This is a genomic window from Enterobacter sp. TMH.L2 (genome assembly GCF_050847315.1).
Taxonomy (GTDB): domain Bacteria; phylum Pseudomonadota; class Gammaproteobacteria; order Enterobacterales; family Enterobacteriaceae; genus Cedecea.
Window position 1 is genome coordinate 2,775,246 of the sequence record NZ_CP193791.1, and the last position, 20,539, is coordinate 2,795,784.

23 protein-coding genes and 1 other annotated feature are annotated in these 20,539 nt (G+C 54.6%); of the genes, 5 read left to right on the forward strand and 18 right to left on the reverse strand.

Features of this window, described 5'->3' with window-relative positions; genetic code table 11:
- The first annotated feature begins 2 nt into the window (after window positions 1–2).
- Window positions 3–962 (forward strand): FecCD family ABC transporter permease, encoded by a 960-nt coding sequence (locus tag ACREYP_RS13270; RefSeq protein WP_008456543.1) that lies wholly within the window; start codon window positions 3–5, stop codon window positions 960–962.
- Window positions 959–1,738 carry a heme ABC transporter ATP-binding protein gene (locus ACREYP_RS13275; protein WP_008456544.1) on the forward strand — a complete coding sequence of 260 codons (780 nt, stop codon included), beginning with the start codon at window positions 959–961 and terminating at the stop codon, window positions 1,736–1,738. Before ACREYP_RS13270 ends, ACREYP_RS13275 begins: the two co-directional genes overlap by 4 nt.
- On the opposite strand, the gene selO is transcribed toward ACREYP_RS13275, so the two are convergent.
- The 18 genes from selO to ACREYP_RS13365 all read right to left on the reverse strand — a co-directional run bounded on the left by selO (window position 1,739) and on the right by ACREYP_RS13365 (window position 17,962).
- Complete coding sequence (selO, locus tag ACREYP_RS13280) at window positions 1,739–3,184, reverse strand: protein adenylyltransferase SelO (RefSeq protein ID WP_008456546.1); 1,446 nt, start codon at window positions 3,182–3,184, stop codon at window positions 1,739–1,741.
- Window positions 3,185–3,248: 64 nt separating this feature from the next.
- Window positions 3,249–4,031, reverse strand: a complete 783-nt coding sequence (locus ACREYP_RS13285) for an EAL domain-containing protein (protein ID WP_336817688.1) — start codon at window positions 4,029–4,031, stop codon at window positions 3,249–3,251.
- A gap of 117 nt (window positions 4,032–4,148) precedes the next feature.
- Window positions 4,149–5,123 (reverse strand): LacI family DNA-binding transcriptional regulator, encoded by a 975-nt coding sequence (locus ACREYP_RS13290; RefSeq protein ID WP_498880906.1) that lies wholly within the window; start codon window positions 5,121–5,123, stop codon window positions 4,149–4,151.
- A 125-nt stretch (window positions 5,124–5,248) separates the two neighbouring features.
- The gene (locus tag ACREYP_RS13295) at window positions 5,249–5,710 is read right to left on the reverse strand and encodes a C40 family peptidase (RefSeq protein WP_008456552.1); all 462 of its coding nucleotides are present in this window, start codon (window positions 5,708–5,710) and stop codon (window positions 5,249–5,251) included.
- A 76-nt stretch (window positions 5,711–5,786) separates the two neighbouring features.
- The gene (gene btuD, locus ACREYP_RS13300) at window positions 5,787–6,524 is read right to left on the reverse strand and encodes a vitamin B12 ABC transporter ATP-binding protein BtuD (RefSeq protein ID WP_442892437.1); all 738 of its coding nucleotides are present in this window, start codon (window positions 6,522–6,524) and stop codon (window positions 5,787–5,789) included.
- 10 nt (window positions 6,525–6,534) lie between these two features.
- A complete protein-coding gene (locus ACREYP_RS13305) occupies window positions 6,535–7,086 on the reverse strand; it encodes a glutathione peroxidase (protein WP_166994026.1) in 552 nt (183 codons plus the stop codon).
- Window positions 7,087–7,112: 26 nt separating this feature from the next.
- Complete coding sequence (gene btuC, locus ACREYP_RS13310; protein ID WP_008456557.1) at window positions 7,113–8,093, reverse strand: vitamin B12 ABC transporter permease BtuC; 981 nt, start codon at window positions 8,091–8,093, stop codon at window positions 7,113–7,115.
- A 102-nt stretch (window positions 8,094–8,195) separates the two neighbouring features.
- The gene (locus ACREYP_RS13315) at window positions 8,196–9,155 is read right to left on the reverse strand and encodes a bifunctional helix-turn-helix transcriptional regulator/GNAT family N-acetyltransferase (protein ID WP_336817689.1); all 960 of its coding nucleotides are present in this window, start codon (window positions 9,153–9,155) and stop codon (window positions 8,196–8,198) included.
- A gap of 134 nt (window positions 9,156–9,289) precedes the next feature.
- Entirely contained in the window at window positions 9,290–9,589 is a 300-nt protein-coding gene (gene ihfA, locus ACREYP_RS13320; protein ID WP_001229265.1) for an integration host factor subunit alpha, read from the reverse strand.
- A gap of 4 nt (window positions 9,590–9,593) precedes the next feature.
- The gene (pheT, locus tag ACREYP_RS13325; protein WP_498880907.1) at window positions 9,594–11,981 is read right to left on the reverse strand and encodes a phenylalanine--tRNA ligase subunit beta; all 2,388 of its coding nucleotides are present in this window, start codon (window positions 11,979–11,981) and stop codon (window positions 9,594–9,596) included.
- 14 nt (window positions 11,982–11,995) lie between these two features.
- Window positions 11,996–12,979 carry a phenylalanine--tRNA ligase subunit alpha gene (gene pheS / locus ACREYP_RS13330; RefSeq protein WP_008456562.1) on the reverse strand — a complete coding sequence of 328 codons (984 nt, stop codon included), beginning with the start codon at window positions 12,977–12,979 and terminating at the stop codon, window positions 11,996–11,998.
- Window positions 12,980–13,039: 60 nt separating this feature from the next.
- Window positions 13,040–13,163 (reverse strand) — a sequence feature (Phe leader region).
- Window positions 13,114–13,158, reverse strand: a complete 45-nt coding sequence (gene pheM, locus ACREYP_RS13335) for a pheST operon leader peptide PheM (RefSeq protein WP_106120997.1) — start codon at window positions 13,156–13,158, stop codon at window positions 13,114–13,116. Its footprint overlaps the feature before it by 45 nt.
- Before the next feature lie 239 nt (window positions 13,164–13,402).
- Complete coding sequence (gene rplT, locus ACREYP_RS13340; RefSeq protein WP_000124850.1) at window positions 13,403–13,759, reverse strand: 50S ribosomal protein L20; 357 nt, start codon at window positions 13,757–13,759, stop codon at window positions 13,403–13,405.
- 44 nt (window positions 13,760–13,803) lie between these two features.
- Window positions 13,804–14,001 carry a 50S ribosomal protein L35 gene (rpmI, locus tag ACREYP_RS13345; RefSeq protein WP_006118955.1) on the reverse strand — a complete coding sequence of 66 codons (198 nt, stop codon included), beginning with the start codon at window positions 13,999–14,001 and terminating at the stop codon, window positions 13,804–13,806.
- 91 nt (window positions 14,002–14,092) lie between these two features.
- Window positions 14,093–14,635: a translation initiation factor IF-3 gene (infC, locus tag ACREYP_RS13350; RefSeq protein ID WP_071530481.1), complete on the reverse strand. Its 543-nt coding sequence runs from the start codon at window positions 14,633–14,635 to the stop codon at window positions 14,093–14,095.
- Window positions 14,636–14,638: 3 nt separating this feature from the next.
- Complete coding sequence (gene thrS, locus ACREYP_RS13355) at window positions 14,639–16,567, reverse strand: threonine--tRNA ligase (RefSeq protein WP_498880908.1); 1,929 nt, start codon at window positions 16,565–16,567, stop codon at window positions 14,639–14,641.
- Between the two features lie 257 nt (window positions 16,568–16,824).
- Window positions 16,825–17,079 (reverse strand): hypothetical protein, encoded by a 255-nt coding sequence (locus ACREYP_RS13360; RefSeq protein ID WP_008456587.1) that lies wholly within the window; start codon window positions 17,077–17,079, stop codon window positions 16,825–16,827.
- Window positions 17,080–17,203: 124 nt separating this feature from the next.
- Window positions 17,204–17,962 (reverse strand): DUF481 domain-containing protein, encoded by a 759-nt coding sequence (locus ACREYP_RS13365; RefSeq protein ID WP_008456590.1) that lies wholly within the window; start codon window positions 17,960–17,962, stop codon window positions 17,204–17,206.
- Window positions 17,963–18,253: 291 nt separating this feature from the next.
- Here ACREYP_RS13365 and pfkB point away from each other — a divergent pair, with 291 nt between their 5' ends.
- The 3 genes from pfkB to ACREYP_RS13380 all read left to right on the forward strand — a co-directional run bounded on the left by pfkB (window position 18,254) and on the right by ACREYP_RS13380 (window position 20,523).
- Window positions 18,254–19,183, forward strand: coding sequence for a 6-phosphofructokinase II (gene pfkB / locus ACREYP_RS13370; protein WP_336817692.1), 930 nt, complete (start codon window positions 18,254–18,256; stop codon window positions 19,181–19,183).
- A 99-nt stretch (window positions 19,184–19,282) separates the two neighbouring features.
- The gene (gene ghoS, locus ACREYP_RS13375; protein WP_008456593.1) at window positions 19,283–19,564 is read left to right on the forward strand and encodes a type V toxin-antitoxin system endoribonuclease antitoxin GhoS; all 282 of its coding nucleotides are present in this window, start codon (window positions 19,283–19,285) and stop codon (window positions 19,562–19,564) included.
- A 98-nt stretch (window positions 19,565–19,662) separates the two neighbouring features.
- Window positions 19,663–20,523, forward strand: a complete 861-nt coding sequence (locus ACREYP_RS13380) for a fructosamine kinase family protein (RefSeq protein WP_498880909.1) — start codon at window positions 19,663–19,665, stop codon at window positions 20,521–20,523.
- Window positions 20,524–20,539: the final 16 nt, after the last annotated feature.

The window sequence follows — 20,539 nt, forward strand, 5'->3', positions numbered from 1 at the left end:
TGATGGGGCTGGTTTTGCTGGCAATGGCACTTATTGCCGCTAACCTCGGCGCCATGCGGCTGTCTGTGGCCGTGCTGTGGCAGACGCATGACGACACGCTGCGTGACATCTGGCTCAACATCCGTCTGCCGAGGGTGCTGCTGGCGGCGCTGATCGGCGGCGCGCTGGCGCTGTCGGGCTGCGTGATGCAGGGGTTGTTCCGTAACCCGCTTGCCGATCCGGGCCTGCTTGGGATCAGCAGCGGGGCCGCGCTGGCGGTGGGGCTGTCGATTGTTATGCCGCTGGCTCTGCCGGCGGTTTTGGCGCTTTATGCCCCTATGCTGGCAGCGTTTGTAGGCAGCCTGGCGGTGACGCTGGCGATTTTCCTGCTTAGCCGGAAAGGCACCAACAGTTTGTCTCGCCTGCTGCTGGTGGGCATCGCCATCAATGCGCTGTGCGGCGCAGCGGTTGGCGTGCTGTCGTGGATAAGCAACGACACTCAGCTGCGCCAGCTTTCTCTGTGGGGCATGGGGAGCCTGGGCCAGGCACAATGGTCCACGCTGCTCGCCACCGCGTCGCTTATTCTTCCTGCAAGCCTGGGCATCTGGCTGCTTTCAAAGCGCCTGAATTTGCTCCAGCTTGGTGATGAGGAAGCGCATTACCTGGGCGTGGATGTCAAAACAACCCAGCGGCATTTGCTGATCCTGAGCGCATTGTTGGTTGCTGCGGCGGTAGCCATCAGCGGCGTGATCGGCTTCGTTGGTCTGGTGGTTCCGCATCTGGTGCGCATGTGGCTTGGGTCCGATCATCGCTGGCTGGTGCCCGGCTCCGTGCTGGCCGGTGCCATGCTGCTGTTGGTGGCCGATACGCTGGCGAGAACGATTGTCGCGCCAGCAGAAATGCCTGTAGGCCTGTTGACCAGCCTGATAGGCGGCCCCTGGTTCCTGGCGATGATCTTTCGCAGCAAGGAGAGCGCGAGATGAATGAAGTTTTGTCCACGCACGATATTTCGCTGAAGCTGGGCCACCGTTATCTGATTGATAACGTCAATGTCAGCCTGAAGCCGGGTGAAGTTGTGGCGCTGATTGGCCCAAACGGCGCGGGCAAATCCACGCTGTTGCGGCTGTTAACCGGGTTTCAACAGCCTGACAGCGGGCACGTTGCGCTGGCAGGCCAGGATTTGAATCAGTGGTCCAACGAAGCGCTGTCCCGCAAACGCGCGGTGATGCGCCAGCAAAGCAGCATGGCGTTTAGCTGGACGGTAGAAGACGTGATCGCTATGGGCCGTGCGCCGTGGCCGCAGGCGTCAACGGCCGGCGTCGTGGCGGAAGTCATGGCGCTGACCGGGTGCGACTCTCTGAGCGGCAGAGATTTTTGTCGTCTGTCAGGCGGCGAGCAACAGCGGGTGCAGCTTGCCCGGTCGCTGGCGCAGCTTTGGTGCGACGGGCAGCCTCACGGCTGGCTGTTTCTGGACGAGCCTACGTCGGCGCTGGATCTCTACCACCAGCAGCATGTGCTGCGCCTGCTGCGTCGCCTGGCGCAAATGGGGACGTTATCGGTCTGCGTTGTGCTGCACGATTTAAATCTGGCGGCACTCTGGGCCGATCGTATCGTGCTGTTACATAAAGGCAGGCTGGTGGCAGATGGAACGCCTGATGAAGTGCTGGAAGAGCAAACGTTGCAGCGCTGGTATCAGGCCGATCTGCGGGTGTTCCGACATCCGGAACACCCGGTTCCTCAGGTAGGCCTGCGCCAGTGATCAGCTTGAACAGCTGACTTCCAGCCGTTTTCCCCAGTCAGGTGGGCGCTGCGTCATATCGTCCTCACGATCGGAGAACGGCTGGAGCAGCGCCTCGTGGAGTTTAGCCAGTTCACGAGTATCACCCTTTTCGGCAGCTTCGATTGCCCGCTGTGCCAGCCAGTTGCGTAAGACCAGCGCCGGGTTCACCGCCTGCATTTTCTGCTGGCGTTCGGCATCACTCACCTGCTCCGCCTGAAGCCGCTCACGATAGCGCCCAAACCAGGCATCAAAACTTGCCCTGTCGATAAATTCATCCCGCAGCGGCGACGCCGCGCTGAGCTGCTCCGTCACGCTCAGCATCCGGAAGGTACGCGTGTAATCGCTGCCTTCTTTGCTCATCAGGGCGAAGAGCTCACTCAGGATTAGGTTATCGGCCTGCTGTTCGGTGAAAAGCCCCAGTTTGGCGCGCATCCGTTGGCCAAAAGCACGCATAATTGCCGGCTGGTAGCCATCCAGAATCGCGTTCAGCTTCTCGGCAGTAATAAACGGCGACAGCGTCTGCGCCAGGCGCTGCAGGTTCCACAGCCCTACCGCCGGCTGGTTGTCGAAGGCATACCGGCCCTGGTAGTCGGAATGGTTACAGATAAATTCAGGCTGATAGTCGTCGAGGAAGCCATACGGGCCGTAGTCCATGGTCAGGCCAAGAATCGACATGTTGTCGGTGTTCATTACCCCGTGGGCAAAGCCCACCGTTTGCCAGCTGGCAATGAGCGCGGCGGTACGCGCCACCACGTCGGTAAACCACAGCTCATAGCGTTCTTCAAGCCCCTGCAGATGCGGCCAGTGGTGACGAATGGCGTAATCGGCAAGCTGCTGAACTTTTTCCGGCTCGCGGCGATAGTAGAAATGCTCAAAATGCCCAAAACGCAGATGGCTTTCGGACACCCGCAGCAGCATTGCCCCCTGCTCAACCGTTTCACGCTGTACCGGCGTATCGCTGGTGACTATAGTTAACGCTCGCGTGGTCGGAATGCCTAAAGCATGCATGGCTTCGCTGGCGAGAAATTCGCGAACAGTGGAGCGCAGCACGGCCCGGCCATCACCCATGCGAGAGTACGGCGTCAAGCCTGCGCCTTTGAGATGCCAGTCAACCTTGCGCCCGTCCGCCAGCTGCTGCTCTCCCAGTAAAATACCGCGCCCGTCCCCCAGTTGCCCTGCCCAGACGCCGAACTGGTGCCCGCTATAAACTTGGGCGAGCGGCTGCATGCCGGGCAGCAGCGTTTCGCCACTCCAGATCCCCTGCTGTGGTGCAGCAAAAAACGAGGCGTTAATCCCCAGATCGTCTGCCAGCGGCTGGCTGTGATAAAGCAGCCGGGCGTTTTTCAGCGGCGTGGGGGTTAATTCGCTATAGAACCCCGGCAGCTCATCGTGCCAGGTATTCAGAAAAGCTAAAGTATTGGTCATGGTTCCTCCGCCCGACAGTGTAGCCCCAGTAATGCATTTTAAACACAGTCGAGCAGCAGGGGCTTTAGTGAACCAGACCTTCATGAGGGGGGAAAAGTGAGGCCAGTTCTTCCGGCGGCACCAGCGGCCAGAGTTTGCCCTGCATCGCGGCAAAGCCTAAACCCTGCACTTTACGTCGCGCGCTGGCGGTATCTATCCCGGCAATCAACAATGCCTGACAAAACGGCGAAACCTGCCCAAGAATGGCAAGCATAAAGGGCGAGAAAGTGCGGCCCGGAAGCTGTTTCTGAACAAAAAATCGGTCCATGAACACATGCCGGAACAGACCATCAAAAATAGATTTTGTGGTGGCATTGCCTGCACCAAAGTCAGCCAAACCGAGTGGGAAACGTTCAGCCAGCCAGGCCAGTCTTAAATTCGTTTTGCCGCTATTTAAATCAGGAAAGCTTTCGCTAATCATTAATTCAATAAACGGCAAAGCCTTTAGCCGGATATATAAATCCTGGTTGTTAATTAGCGCGTCAACAATAGTTTCATTAATATGAACCCAGACAACAAGGTACCGGGTGATAAAGAAATGCTGATGTTCTTCTATTTGCGTTAATTTTTCTCTAAACAGTTCGAGATGCTGTTCCGGCGCAAGATGAGGAATTAACAATTCGGTTGGAATACGAACCGGCGCGTCGGCACCCACGAAGTTAGCAACGATTTCGACGCCCAAAATGCTATCGTCCGGCCTGACGGCGGGGCGATAGTAGAGGTGAGAACAATAAACACTATCAAGTGAAACAATCATTTTGCCAGCCCTGTGGATTTCTGGTTGGACGGCAGAGAGATACAGCGCCAATCCGAAAATAGTCGGATAGCTGCTATCGCTGTGAATTTCACACTCATCCCTGAAACGTTTAAGCTTTATGTTTTAATAACTTTTAGCTTATCCTGGATATCCGTACATAGCCAGTTTTTAACGTAAATTCCGAACGGAATCACGAGCAATGATGCAAGGTAAAAAAGATTCATTCTCACAATGTTCATTCAGTAATTTACACGTGGCAAAGCGGGCCATGTCGCCTATTGGGAAATAAACGCTGGTTAACGCCGGGCGGACAAATGCCGCACGATCGCCACTGTCATAACAAATAAGGGATATATCCAGAGGAATGCGTAAGCCCCGCTCGGTAATGGCCAGCATCGCCCCGACGGCCATCTCTTCGTTACAGCAATAAAGGGCGCTGATTTTATATTCATCCAGCAAGGCCGAGGTTTGCCGATAGCCGCTGGGCATATCGTACTCACCTTCCACCACCGCCACCGGGGTAATGCCCTGCTCTTCCATGGCATCGAGAAAGCCCTGGCGTCGTAAGAGGCTGGAGGCGCGCTGGGTCGGGCCATGCAGGCAGGCGATTGCCAGGTGGCCGGCATCCAGCAAATAGCGGGTGGCCATGTGGCTGGCAAGACGATGATCGAAGACCACGCAGCGCGGGCTTAATGCGGGCACGTCTCTGTCGAGGATGATAAACCGGTTACCTCGTTCCGCCAGTTGAAGCAGCGTTTCGTCCGCAATGGCACGGACATGGAGAATCAAGCCATCACAGCGCAGATTGTAGAGTCGCTGAATGGCATTGCGCTCGTTCTCTTCTACGCCACGCCCCTGCGTCACCAGCAGTTGCTTGCCGTGGGATTCAGCTTCACTTTGCACCGTATCCATCAGCGTCCCGAAGAAACCCCCGGTGTATGACGTGGTTACCAGACCAATGGAATGGCTCTGGCTGGACGCCAGCGCTCTGGCTGCAGGATTGGGGGAATAGCCCAGTTCAGCAATCGCGGCCTCCACTTTAACGCGGGTTTGCGATTTAACCTTAGTGTCGCCATTCACCACGCGTGATACGGTGGCGCGGGAGACGCCGGCGTGGGCAGCAACATCTTCGAGGGTGACCATGACACAATCCTTAGCGGGAAAAGCACAATGCATCCCGATATTACCTGATATTGCCAATACCGTTGACGTTGCCCGCAGATTTGCGGGAACGGTCACGATTTTCAGTCAAGAAAAAACAGGAAAGGCTATATGCGGCGGGCTTGCCAGAATTTTTTACGCCAGTAGACGTTGTCCAGAGAGGAACGCATAACGCCGCGACTGGTAGACGCGTGAATAAAGGTGTTGTCGGTGTCATAAATGCCGACGTGCAGGCCGCTTTCGCCCGAGCCGGTTTTGAAGAACACCAGATCGCCAGGCAGCAGGTCGTCTTTATCGATTTTTGTGCCGATTTCTGCCTGCTCGCTGGTCATGCGCGGCAGCATCAGATCGAACCTGTCGCGGAAGGTCATCAGCACGAAGCCGGAACAGTCCACGCCGCGTCGACTCATGCCACCGTAGGTGTACGGCGTGCCGTGCCAGCTGCGGAGCTGATCGTTTAGCTGAGCGATAACGGTGATGGAATCGGAAAGCCTGGCGTTCGGATGAGGGGCATTATGACTACACCCCACCAACACTATGCATGCCACTGCAATAAGCCACAAACGCATTTTCAGACAACTCCCGGTCTTGCTGTTTCCAGTAATTTAGCCTGTCGCCCGGAATTATTGCAAGCTTTCCACGATGTTATAACGGGCTTATCAGCATACTGTGCCCTTCGATACGCAAGAGTCGGAACGGCATTTGGTAAGCTGCGGCTAAATTTTTTGGCGTCAGCACTTCATCCTTCGGCCCCTGAGCGATCATTTTTCCCTCACGCAAGAGCCACACTTTATGGGCATGACGCAGGCTATGGTTCAAATCATGGCTGCTCATCACTACCGCAATACCCGTCTCACAAAACGCAAGCAACAGGCGATCTAATGCGGCCTGCTGGGCGACATCAAGGCTGTTCATCGGCTCATCCAGCAGCAAGAGCTGCCCTTCGGGATTGGCCGAGGGATCAATCTGCAGCAGCACGGCGGCAAGGCGAACGCGCTGCCATTCACCGCCGGAAAGCTGGTTGACCGACCGGGTCAGTTTGTCTGAGAGCCATAGCGACGCCGCCAGACGCAGCATTGCCGCTTCGGACTCAGGCGAGGATTGATGTAGCTGCAGGTAATGCCAGACGGGCATTGCAAAAGGAGGAAGCTGCTGCTGGCTTAGCCAGGCACGATGTCGGGATAGCCCGGCAGGCAACCAGTCGTCAAGCGGCTGCTGGTTAAACAGAAGGCTGCCTTGCCCGGCGCTTAACCCTGCCATTCGCGTGAGCAGCGTGCTCTTGCCTGCCCCGTTCGGCCCGACAAGATGGATAAGTTCTCCGGGCTCCACCGCCGCAGATATTGGCCCAACCCGGCCCGCGACGGTGACGCCTGTCAGCTGCAGCAGGGACAACTTATTTAGCCAACGCCTGTTTAATGGCGTCCAGCACCACAGGATCTTCTGGCGTCATGTCCGGAGAGAAACGCTGAATCACTTTGCCATCACGGCCAATCAGGAATTTTTCGAAATTCCACAGGATGTCGTCAGGGTAAAGCGGACCACGCCCTTTGCTGCTCATTCGCTCCAGAAAGCCGCTGCCTTCCGGGGCAACGGCTGCCGGGCGCGCATCAATCAGCTTCTGATAAAACGGATGTCGGTGCTCGCCGTTGACATCGATTTTGCTAAACAGCGGGAACGTCACGCCGTAGGTAGTGCTGCAGAAGGTTTTAATTTCTTCGCTGCTGCCAGGCTCTTGCCCCAGGAACTGATTACATGGGAAACCAAGCACGCTGAACCCCTGAGCTTCAAAGTCTTTTTGCAGGTTTTCCAGTTGCTCATACTGCGGCGTCAGGCCGCATCTGGAAGCGACGTTCACCACCAGCAGCACTTTTCCCTGCCAGCTCTCCAGCGTGGTGTTTTCGCCGTCAATGGTGGTGACTTCGGTATTCAGAACATTGCTTTGCATATCATCCTCTTCCTCTGTGAGCCGAATTAACGTCCGGCTTTCAATAATAGCCAGATAAACACCGGCGCGCCGAGCGTAGCGGTGACTACGCCAATGGGCAGCTCGGCAGAACTTAGCGCAAGCCTTGCCACCACATCCGCGCCGGTTAAGATCGCGGCCCCAGCCAGCGCACTGGCAGGCAGCAAAACGCGATGATCGGTTAACCCCGCGAGTCGCAGCATGTGCGGGATCACCAGACCGACAAATCCAATTGCGCCGGCAAGCGCCACGCTGACGCCAACCAGCCAGCCGGTAGCCACAACCAAAATATTGCGCCACAGCCAGACGGAAAGCCCCAACTGCCGGGCTGAGTTTTCACCGAGCGCCATCAGGTTGAGCGGCGCATGCTGTCGGCACAGCCAGACCACCACCGGCAGCAGCGTCACCATCAGCCAGCCCTGACGCCAGTCCACGCCGCCAAAGCCGCCCATCATCCAGTACATCAGCTGGCGCAGGTCGAGGCTTGAGCTAAAGTAGACCGCCCAGGTCATCAGGGCACTACAAATAATGCCGAGGGCGACACCTGCAAGTAATAGACGACTGGTGGAGAGATGACGACGGGAAAAACGTAACAGAATAAAAGTGATCGCTAAGGCACCGAGAATGGCGCACAGCCCCAGCACCCAGCCCGGCAGCATCCCCTGCCCGAGCAACAGGGCAACAACCAGCGCAACGCCGGCGCCGTTGGAGACGCCAAGTAAACCGGGTTCGGCCAGCGGATTTTCAAACAGCGACTGCATAATCGTGCCGGTCACGGCCAGAGCCGCCCCCACCAGCAGGACGGCCAACGTTCGCGGCAGGCGGATTTGCCAGATAAAGAGCCGGGCCTCATCATTCCACCAGGAAAGAGGCGAAAACCAGACATCCCCGGCGCACAGGCTCAAGGCCAGCATCGTCGCCGTGGCAAAGACCAGGGCCACTAGCCAGCGTCGCTCAAACCTGCGTTGTCTGGTTACAAAATTCAGCATTCCGTAAAGGCTCCCCCTGCCCCGTTTATGCGCCTGATTTTACGGGGAGTTCGCCGAAGAGAACAAGCAAAGAAAAGGCCTTAATACCGCACCTGTCCCGAATTACTTTTCTACTGGCCGTTTACGAGTGAACTGCTGCTCCAGCATTGAGCTTCCCCACTGCTCGCCCTGCCATTCCCTGGTTAGCTTGAATCCCATCGACTCATAAAGATGGCGAGCGGCATTCAGTCCGCTAAAAGTCCACAGCTGCACGACGGAAAACCCATACTCATCGCAAAAGCGCATGGCCTCACGTAAAAGCGCTCGCCCGATACCGCTGCCACGGCACTCATCGTCGAGAATAAACCAGCGTAAATGGGCTTCGTGATTGCCCAGATCCTCACCATCGATGGATACAGAGCCCACTATTTTGCCGTTGTGGAGCACCACCCAGATGCGGTTACACGGGCGATCCAGCCGCCCTGAAAACTCCGCCAGCCCGGCGGCGACTTTCCCTTCAAAAAAATAGCCGAAGTTATAGTGCTTTGAGTAATAGTTAGCGTGCATTTCCGCCACGCGGCCAATTACGCCCGGCTGGTATCCCGTCATTATCTCGAAGTTTTTTCTTCCCTCGTCGCCCGTCAACTCACCACGACAGGCTTTCAGCGCCTGAGCATAGTTAGACAGGCCAGCAGCGACTGATTGCTGCGCCGGAGCATTCAGGTGCGCCAGAGCCTTCTCTACCCGCATTCTGCCGTATCTGTGGATTTCCCTGACCGTTTGTTTACCCTGGGCGGTCAAACGGAGTCGCCTGGCTCTGGCGTCTTCGTCTGAAACGCTCTCGAACAGCTCTCCCGCCTTGCGCAGTTTGCCTATCATTCGGCTGACGCTCGACTTCTCCAGACCAAGAATCTGGACCAGGTCGGCCGCAGTGACGTTCTCCCGGGAATCAATTTCCAGCAAAGCATGAACCGCAGAAGCAGAGTAGTTCGTGGCGGCAAGCGTTGAATTGAGAAAACCAAGCTCGCGTACAACCTGGCGCGATGAGGCGCGTATAGATTCGATTAGGGTGCTGTCAGACATGATCGATACCGTTGAAATATGGTTGTACAATACAACCATTTGGCAGAAATGTTTGTCAAGCACATGTCGTTAAGCAATAGGACTTAAAAGCAAAAGAAAAAGGCCGCGAATGCGGCCTTTTTTGTTAACTCAGGTTACTCGTCTTTTGGCGACGCGTTTTCAACCCGACTTTTTAGCTTCTGACCAGGTCGGAAGGTCACCACACGGCGCGCCGTAATGGGAATATCTTCACCGGTCTTCGGGTTGCGCCCGGGACGTTGGTTTTTATCGCGTAAGTCAAAATTACCAAAGCCCGAGAGTTTAACCTGCTCACCGTTTTCCAGAGCGCGACGGATCTCTTCGAAAAACAGCTCTACCAGCTCTTTGGCATCTCGTTTGCTAAGCCCAAGCTTATCAAACAGATATTCTGACATTTCAGCTTTTGTAAGCGCCATACGTTCAATCCCTCAATGATGCCTGGAATCGCTCTTTTAATGCCTCTACACATTTTGCAACGGTAGCGGCCATCTCCTCTTCTTCGAGTGTACGGCCCGTATCCTGAAGGATAAGGCTTATGGCCAGGCTCTTGTAGCCATCGGCTACGCCCTTGCCACGGTACACGTCAAATAAGTTTACGCCAACTACCTGATTTGCGCCAACTTTCTTACACTCGGCCAAAACATCTGCTGCCGGGACGTTTTCAGCCACCACAACAGCGATATCGCGGCGGTTTGCCGGGAAGCGGGAAACGTCCTGCGCCTCAGGCACCACGCGGTCTGCGAGCTTGCTCCACAGCACCTCAAACACCACCGTGCGGCCGTTAAGGTCCAGTTTACGCTCCAGTTCCGGGTGAACAACACCAATGAAACCAATGCATTCACCTGCTAAATAAATGGCAGCACTTTGCCCAGGATGCAAGGCCGGATTTGCCTGCGCTCTGAATTCGATGTCTGAAAGTTTACCGGTCAGGGCCAGAACGGACTCCAGATCGCCTTTCAGATCATAGAAGTCAACGGTGTTGCGCGCCAGATCCCAGTGTTCTTCATAGCGGTTGCCGCAGATAGCCCCCGCCAGCATAAGATCCTGACGAATCCCAAGGTCTGCCTGAGTATCAGGCACAAAGCGCAGGCCGGACTCGAAAATACGCACGCGGCTTTGCTGGCGATTCTGGTTATAAACCACGGTTGTCAGCAGGCCACTCCACAGCGACAGGCGCATAGCGGACATGTCGGTAGAGATCGGATTAGGAAGAATCAGATTTTCTTCGCCAGGGTGCAAAAGCTGCTGAATTTTCGGGTCGACGAAGCTGTAGGTAATGACTTCCTGGTAACCTTTGTCCACCAGCATGGTTTTCACACGCTTCAGAGAAAGGTCGGCTTCGCGATGGGTGCCCATCACCAGACCTGCCTGTATCGGGCTGTTTGGAATACTGTTGTAGCCGTAAACGCGGGCCACTTCTTCCACCAGGTCTTCTTCAATTTCCATATCGAAACGCCAGCTCGGCGCCACGGCAGTCCACTGCGCCTGACCTTCGGTCACTTCGCAGCCCAGACGACGCAGAATGTCGCTAACCTGAGCATCTTCGATGTGGTGACCAATCAGACGGTCCAGTTTGCTGCGACGGAGCGTGATCGTAGCGCGCTTAGGCAGGTGCGCTTCGCTTGTGACATCGATAACTGGGCCAGCTTCACCGCCACAGATATCCACCAGCAGGCGAGTCGCTCGCGCCATCGCTTTATACTGCAGCGCAGGATCGACGCCGCGCTCATAGCGGTGGGAAGCATCGGTATGCAGACCATGGCGGCGCGCACGACCGGTGATAGACAGCGGGCTGAAGAAGGCACATTCCAGCAGTACGTTCTGGGTTTCGTCGTTTACGCCTGAATGCTCGCCGCCGAAGATACCGCCCATGGCCAGCGCTTTATTGCGATCGGCAATAACCAGGGTGTCGGCATTGAGCTTCGCTTCGCTGCCGTCCAGCAGGACCAGGGTTTCGCCCTCTTCCGCCATACGCACCACGATCCCGCCTTCAATACGGTTCAGGTCGAAGGCGTGCATCGGCTGACCAAGCTCCAGCAGCACATAGTTGGTCACGTCAACCACCGCATCAATGGAACGAATACCGCAGCGACGCAGCTTCTCTTTCATCCACAGCGGCGTGGGTGCCTTAACGTTGATGCCTTTCACAACGCGGCCCAGGTAACGTGGGCAAGCTTCTGCGGCGTCTACGCGAATAGGCAGCGTGTCATTGATAGTCGCAGCAACGGCGGTAATTTCTGGCTCAACCAGAGGCAGCTTGTTCACCACCGCCACGTCGCGAGCTACGCCGATAATACCGAGGCAGTCGGCACGGTTTGGCGTGACGCTGATTTCAATGGTGTTGTCGTCCAGCTTCAGGTATTCGCGGATGTCAGTGCCGATTGGCGCGTCCGCTGGCAGCTCGATAATGCCATTATGATCGTCGGAAATACCCAGCTCGGAGAAGGAGCACAGCATCCCTTCGGACGGTTCACCGCGCAGTTTGGCCGCTTTGATCTTGAAATCGCCCGGCAGCACGGCACCAACAGTCGCCACGGCAACTTTCAGACCCTGACGGCAGTTTGGTGCGCCGCAGACGATATCCAGCAGGCGATCGCCACCGACGTTAATTTTTGTTACGCGCAGTTTGTCGGCGTTTGGATGCTGACCGCACTCGACCACTTCCCCGACCACAACGCCGTGAAAAGCCCCTGCTACGGCATCGACACCGTCAACTTCAAGCCCGGCCATAGTTATCTGGCTGGAAAGTTCGTCACTGCTGTTGGCTGGGTTTACCCATTCGCGTAACCAGAGTTCACTGAATTTCATTGGATATCCCGCCTTTATTTGAACTGTTTGAGGAAACGTAAATCATTTTCGAAGAATGCACGCAGATCGGTCACGCCATAGCGCAGCATGGTCAGACGCTCCATGCCCATACCGAAGGCGAAGCCGGAGTAAACTTCCGGATCGATACCTACGTTACGCAGCACGTTCGGGTGCACCATGCCGCAGCCCAGTACTTCCAGCCACTTGCCGTTTTTACCCATCACGTCCACTTCAGCGGACGGCTCGGTGAACGGGAAGTAGGACGGACGGAAGCGAATCTGCAGATCTTCTTCAAAGAAGTTATTCAGGAAATCGTGCAGCGTTCCCTTCAGGTTGGTGAAGTTAATGTTGGTGTCAACGATCAGGCCTTCCATCTGGTGGAACATCGGGGTGTGGGTCTGATCGTAGTCGTTACGGTAGACGCGGCCCGGGGCAATAATACGAATTGGCGGCTGCTTGTCTTTCATGGTGCGGATCTGCACACCAGAAGTCTGGGTACGCAGCAGACGGGTCGCGTCAAACCAGAAAGTATCGTGGTCCGCGCGCGCCGGGTGGTGCCCTGGAATATTCAGCGCATCGAAGTTGTGGTAGTCATCTTCGATTTCAGGGCCAGTTGCTACGGTGAACCCCAGCTCGCCGAAGAAGCTTTCGATACGATCAATGGTGCGGGTTACCGGGTGCAGGCCACCGTTTTCAATCCGACGACCAGGCAGAGAAACGTCAATCGTTTCTGCAGCCAGACGTTCGTTCAGTGCGGCGCTTTCGAGTGCAGCTTTGCGGGCGTTCAGGGCTTCCTGAACCTGCTCTTTAGCTTCGTTAATCACCGCGCCCGCAGCCGGACGTTCTTCCGGTGGCAGTTCACGCAGGGTGGTCATTTGAAGGGTCAGATGCCCCTTCTTCCCCAAATATTCGACGCGTACATTATCTAACGCGGCAACATCCTGGGCATCGTTTATGGCTGCTTTGGCACTGGCAACCAGCTCTGCGAGATGTGGCATGGTATTCCTCTTATGCCGGCAAACTGCCGGGGTAGTTGGTCTGATTCGAAAACGAAACGCAAAAAAAAAGCCTCCGTACAGGAGGCTTTCGGCGCTGTTTTTCGTTTCTTTTCTTACGCGCAAAGCCCCCTGAATCAGGCGCTAAAGTAAAAAAAGAAGCGGAAAATAGCAGCATTCATGCTTGCAGTTACCTTGTTTTGACAAATTTCGCTTTGGCTATTGAACGAGCTACGGCGTTGAAAGTCAATAAATTGATTGTGTTATGCCCGAATAATTCGATTTGTAGTAAGGCGACAAGCTCGATTATCCCCGGGAGCTTACTTAAGTAAGTGACTGGGGTCAGCAAGTGCAGTTAACGCAGCTACAGATGAAGTATGACGGGGATAAATTAAAAGAGGGAGCAAGCTCCCTCTTATAACTGGCTTATGCCAGAGCTGCTTTCGCTTTCTCAACCAGGGCAGTGAATGCCACTTTGTCGAATACGGCGATGTCAGCCAGGATCTTACGGTCGATTTCAACAGAGGCTTTTTTCAGGCCGTTGATGAATTTGCTGTAAGAGATACCGTTCTGACGAGCTGCAGCGTTGATACGTGCAATCCACAGCTGGCGGAACTGACGTTTACGTTGACGACGGTCGCGGTAAGCGTACTGACCAGCTTTGATAACAGCCTGGAAGGCAACGCGGTATACGCGAGAACGCGCACCGTAGTAGCCTTTAGCTTGTTTGAGGATTTTTTTGTGACGAGCACGTGCGATTACACCACGTTTTACGCGAGCCATTTAGCTCTCCTGTTTCTATTCTGAATTAATTAAAAAAAGTTTACTTATGCGTACGGCAGGCAAGCGACAACCAGGCCCAGATCCCCTTTGGAGACCATGCCTTTCGGACGCAGATGACGTTTACGTTTGGTAGACTTTTTAGTCAGAATGTGACGCAGGTTAGCGTGCTTACGCTTAAAACCGCCAGAAGCAGTCTTTTTGAAGCGCTTAGCGGCGCCGCGTACTGTTTTGATCTTTGGCATTTCAATTTCCACTTCGCATTGTTAATAAAACGAACCAGTAGGCGAACAAAACCCGCGAGGCCTAAGCCCCGCGGTCTGTTACTTGATGGCCTTACTGTTTCTTCTTCGGAGCAAGCACCATGATCATCTGGCGGCCTTCGATCTTCGTTGGGAAGGATTCGACCACTGCCAGTTCACTCAGATCGTCACGGACGCGGTTAAGCACTTCCATACCAATCTGTTGGTGTGCCATTTCACGCCCACGGAAACGCAGGGTGATTTTGGCTTTGTCTCCGTCTTCCAGAAAGCGAACCAGGCTGCGGAGTTTTACCTGATAGTCGCCATCATCGGTACCAGGTCGGAATTTAATTTCCTTAACCTGAATAACTTTTTGCTTCTTCTTCTGTTCCTTAGAAGATTTGCTTTTCTCGTAGAGGAACTTGCCGTAGTCCATGATGCGGCAAACAGGCGGCTCGGCGTTTGGACTGATTTCTACTAAATCAACCCCAGCCTCTTCGGCTTTTTCTAAAGCTTCATTCAGACTGACAATACCAATCTGCTCGCCATCAATACCGGTCAGACGAACCTCAGTGGCACGAATCTCTCTGTTAATGCGATTAGGACGCGCCGGTTGAACTCTTTTTCCGCCTTTAATACTTTATTCCTCCAGTTGATGAAGATTGCGGCTGCGAATTTCTTGCTGCAGCTTTTCAATCAATTCGTTGACGTCCATGCTCCCCAGGTCTTTGCCGCGGCGGGTACGAACGGCAACTTTGCCTGCTTCGACCTCTTTATCGCCACAAACCAGCATATAAGGGACACGACGTAACGTGTGTTCACGGATTTTAAAGCCTATCTTCTCATTTCTCAAGTCTGCTTTTACGCGAATGCCCGCATTTTGGAGTTTACGAGTCAATTCGTTAACGTATTCTGCCTGGCCGTCGGTGATATTCATCACCACGGCCTGCACCGGAGCAAGCCAGGTTGGGAAGAAACCAGCAAACTCTTCGGTCAGAATACCGATAAAGCGTTCCATTGAACCTAAAATGGCGCGGTGAATCATTACCGGCACCAAACGCTCGTTATTTTCGCCAATATAGGAGGCGTTCAAGCGGGTTGGCAGGGAGAAGTCAAGCTGAACGGTACCACACTGCCATGCACGATCCAGGCAGTCATACAGCGTGAACTCAATTTTCGGGCCGTAGAATGCACCTTCACCCGGCTGATAGTCAAACGGGATATTGTTTTCCTGCAATGCAACAGCCAGATCCGCTTCCGCGCGATCCCACATTTCGTCACTGCCGATGCGTTTTTCCGGACGGGTAGACAGTTTCACCACGATTTTCTCGAAACCGAAGGTGCTGTACATGTCGTAGACCATGCGGATACAGCTGTTTACTTCATCGCGAACCTGCTCTTCAGTACAGAAGATGTGGGCGTCGTCCTGAGTAAAGCCGCGAACACGCATCAGGCCATGCAGCGCGCCCGAAGGCTCATTGCGGTGGCAGCTACCAAATTCCGCCATACGCAGCGGCAGGTCGCGGTAGGACTTCAGGCCCTGGTTGAAGATCTGCACGTGGCCCGGGCAGTTCATCGGTTTGATGCAGTATTCACGGTTCTCGGAAGAAGTGGTGAACATCGCGTCTTTGTAGTTATCCCAGTGGCCCGTTTTTTCCCACAGGACACGGTCCATCATGAACGGACCTTTTACTTCCTGGTACTGGTACTCTTTCAGCTTGGAACGGACGAACACTTCCAGCTCGCGGAAAATCGTCCAGCCGTCGTTGTGCCAGAACACCATACCCGGCGCTTCTTCCTGCATATGGTACAGGTCAAGCTGCTTGCCGATTTTGCGGTGATCGCGCTTGGATGCTTCTTCCAGACGCTGCAGATAAGCATTCAGCTGCTTTTTGTCCGCCCAGGCAGTGCCGTAGATACGCTGCAGCATCTTGTTATTGCTGTCACCGCGCCAGTATGCACCGGAGGTTTTCTGCAGCTTGAAGTGATGGCAGAAACGCATGTTTGGCACATGTGGCCCGCGGCACATATCCACGTATTCCTCATGATGATACAAACCTGGTTTGTCATCATGGCTGATGTTTTCATCAAGAATGGCAACTTTGTAGTTTTCGCCGCGGTTGACGAAAGTCTCACGCGCTTCCTGCCAGCTCACCTTTTTCTTGATAACGTCGTAATCTTTCTCGGCCAGCTCGTGCATACGCTTCTCGAGCAGCTCAAGATCTTCCTGCGTCAGGGTGTGGTCCAGATCAACGTCGTAGTAGAAACCGTTGTCGATAACCGGGCCGATCGCCATTTTAGTGTGCGGCCACAGCTGCTTGATGGCATGACCGAGCAGGTGAGCACAAGAGTGGCGAAGAATTTCCAGACCCGTTTCGTCTTTAGCGGTGATAATGGCGAGCTTCGCGTCGTTTTCGATAATATCGGAAGCATCAACCAGTTCACCGTCTACGCGGCCAGCGATACACGCTTTGGCAAGACCTGGACCGATGTCCAGCGCAACGTCCATTGGGCTAACGGGTTTGTCGTAATGGCGTTGGCTGCCATCAGGAAGAGTAATAACAGGCATGTTAAGTCCTTATCTGCAGTGGTGACCCACACGAAAGATCACATACAGTAGAGAAATTGGATTTAGAACAACTCGTTGCGTAACCATTTGACCAACAATCGCCGAATTGGTACGCAGTCTGGTGTACAAATGAAAATGGCATCACTGCCATCTCACCTGAATCGCAGATGGTAACACTAACAGGAAGGGGAATACATCCCTTGTTGCCGTGAACGAGCTTGATAAATAGGGCCGTCGCCCACCCTTTTCAAGGCGCGTTATGCCGCTTTGTCTTTCTCTTCCACCAGCACCAGCGGGCATTTTTTTACCTTACAAGCCTGGGAGTAAGCCAGGTCGCACACCGCACAAAGGTCTCTCAGTTCCGACTCATATTCGTATTCCATAAAATAGCGAAAAGTCCCACCGCCGGACTCAGTGCGCCAGAATCGCTGCGGCTCCAGAATTTCATCAAGCTGCCTGAAGGTCAGGGCTGAAGGGTTATGAAACCCCACTCGTACGCGATAGATAGTCATGCACGATTATTCTCAGGGCGCGATGCGTTTTGCCAGGTGGTTTTGGTTCTCAAAAGGATAGGAAAAAACGAAGAGTGGGCGCACGAGGAAAAAACAAAGCCGGATATTGTCCGGCTTCTTAATCTTACATCTTATACCCGAGCGTAATTTGCGTACGTCTGTCGGTATGGTTTGGTGCAGTAGACGGCGGATCGGAGTTCCAGGTCACGTTATAGCCTACTTTCAGGCCAAAGTGCTCACTGATAGCCACATCCAGCGCCGTTTCGGAGTTCACCGTGGTGTCGTCACTGCCCAGCACGGACACGCCCTGAATAAACTTAGCGTTGTCGGTCAGCTGCCAGTTATAAGTCGCAGACGCATAGCCCAGCGCCTGAGTCTCGTTTTTACCATCGGTAAATTCGTCATAACGCACACCTGGACCGAATTCCACACGCAGACTGTGAACTGGACCGTTCAGCAACTGGCGACCATAACCCGCAGTGAAGACATCGCGCGCATGATAGCCGTTGTACCGGTCAGTCAACCAGCTGGCCTGACCAAAGAGATAGTCATAGTCAGTCATGTTGTAACGACCACGTCCACCCGCTGAGTATTTCTCGGAAGAACGCACATCGTTGGAAGAGGTGTTACTGGCGGTACCCCAAATTGACCAGGCGGTAGCCGTATTGTACCAGGTCATATTGGTGTTTGCAGTCAAGTTGGAACTTTTGGTATTGCCTGCCTGCGCAAGATAGCCTGCATTCAGATTACCTTCGAAGGGTTTCTTCGCGGTAGTCGGGTCATCCATGACAGTAAATACTGAGTCATCTGCCACTGCGAAATGGCTAAAGAACGCTCCACCGGTGAGTAAAAGCGCAACCGGCACTGTCTTTAAAAGCTTCATTTATTAATCCGTACAACACAAAAAAGAAACCATTAAGGTTCCGGAATCTTTCCTCGGGATCAAATCGAAGCCGCCCCGGAAAGGTTACAAATTATAAAAACTCCGCAATAACATAGCAATGGATTCTTGTTTCATTTTTTGTATAAGAGAGCTCTTAAAATATCTTTATTTTCATAAGGATACGAAGGTTATGGTTTTTGGATAATCATTCGATAAATCATGATTTTAATTAACATTTCACTTCCCGCTTCGGTGCTACGCTTTAGGACAATGGCTAAAAAAGGAGGAGACATGACCGCTATTTTTACACTCACCCTCGCCCCTTCCCTCGACAGTTCCACCGTCACGGCGCAAATCTATCCTGAAGGGAAACTTCGCTGCACCTCGCCCATCTTTGAACCCGGCGGCGGCGGTATAAACGTTGCCCGTGCTATTGTCCATTTGGGGGGACACGCCACGGCGATATTCCCGGCTGGCGGCGCGACTGGCCAGCACCTTCGTGACCTGTTGCTTGAAGAGCGTGTCATTGTGGACACCGTGGAAGCGAAAGACTGGACCCGCCAAAACCTGCACGTTCATACCGAGTCTACCGGCGAACAATATCGATTCGTGATGCCTGGAGCCGCCCTGACGGAGGATGAATTCCTGCACCTGGAACAAAAAGCCCTCGCTCTTCATCCCGGCGATATTCTGGCGATCAGCGGGAGCCTGCCGCCGGGCGTTGATCTCAAAAAGCTCTGCCGCCTGGTAAAAATGGCTCAGGAGAAAGGCATACGCTGCATTGTGGACAGCTCAGGAGAGGCACTGAAAGCCACACTCGCGTTAGGCAACATCGAACTGGTGAAGCCAAACCAAAAAGAGCTGAGCGCCTTAGTTCAGCGCGAACTTACGCAGCCGGACGATGTGCGAGCCGCCGCGCAGCACCTTGTCGACAGCGGCCAGGCAAAACGCGTCGTGGTTTCTCTGGGTGCACAGGGAGCCCTGGCGGTTGATACACAAGAATGTGTGCACGTTGTGCCGCCGCCGGTCAAAAGCCAAAGCACCGTCGGCGCCGGAGACAGCATGGTTGGCGCCATGACGCTCAAGCTTGCGGAAAACGCGCCTCTGCTGGATATCGTTCGCTATGGTGTGGCTGCCGGCAGTGCCGCTACGCTGAACAAAGGCACCCGCCTCTGCTCGCTGGAAAATACGCAGAAGATCTACGCCTGGCTACGAGGCTAACGTTTCGTTGCAGAATAAACGGGCTGCCGCCGGGCGAGAATATCGCCATTCCGGCAGCATGAACTATGCTAAAACCTTCAGGATAACAACGGGGTGACTATGAGCGAAGTTGAACGCTATCTGATAACGGTGCAATTTGAAGAGCAAAGCCTGGCCGACATCAACGAGCTGAACAACCAGCTCACGCGCGGCGGTTTTACCCTCACGCTCACCGATGATCAAGGCAAAATTCACGAACTTGGCCCGGGCAGCTTCGGGCTAATCAGTCCGCTTGATGAACAAGAAGTTGCAGCGTTGGCCAGAGGGCTGGGAAGCGTAGCGCTTGGCACGGAGCCTGACGTCGTCGTTACCCGCTGGGAAGCCTGGCAGAAACAAAAGTAAGTACTGGCCGGGGTTGTGCGTCAGCGCGTGTTTTTGCCCGGCAAACGGCGATAAGCTATTGATTGCAGTGTCTACCAGCCAACCTGGGGAGAAAAGTCATGTGGCAAGCCATCCGTCATTTGTTAAGCGAGCAGTTAGGCGAAGCAGAGATTGAACAGCGCACTGAGCTACCCGGCGGCGAAATTCACGCGGCATGGCATATTCGTTATGCGGGCCACGAGATTTTCGTCAAGTGTGACGAACGCGAAATGCTGCCCATCTTCACGGCAGAAGCCGATCAGCTAGAGCTCCTGTCGCGCAGTAAAACCGTCAGAGTACCCAAGGTCTGGGCGCTCGGCAGCGACAGAGATTACAGCTTCTTGCTGCTGGAGTATCTGCCTTCTAAACCCCTCGATGCCCATAACGCGTTTCTCCTCGGTCAGCAGTTGGCCCGGCTTCATCAATGGAGCGACCAGCCGCAGTTCGGTCTGGACTTCGACAACGATCTCTCCACCACCCCGCAGCCCAACGCCTGGCAGCGACGCTGGTCGACCTTCTTTGCCGAGCAGCGCATTGGCTGGCAGTTGGAAATGGCGGCGGAAAAAGGCATCGACTATGGCGATATTGATTTGATCGTTGATTTTGTCCAGCAGTCGCTGGCCTCACATCAGCCTCAGCCTTCCCTGTTGCATGGCGATCTCTGGTCGGGCAACTGCGCCCTCGGGCCTGACGGGCCCTTTATTTACGATCCCGCCTGCTATTGGGGTGACCGGGAATGCGACCTGGCCATGCTGCCGCTGCACAACGACCAGCCGCCGCAAATTTACGACGGCTATCAGTCCGTCTCTCCTCTTCCGGCGGGCTTCCTCGACCGCCAGCCCATTTACCAACTTTATACCCTGCTTAACCGGGCGATTCTGTTCGGCGGGCAGCACCTGGTGACGGCGCAAAAAGCGCTGGAGAAAGTATTAGCGGCGTAAAAAGCAGGCCGCGCCT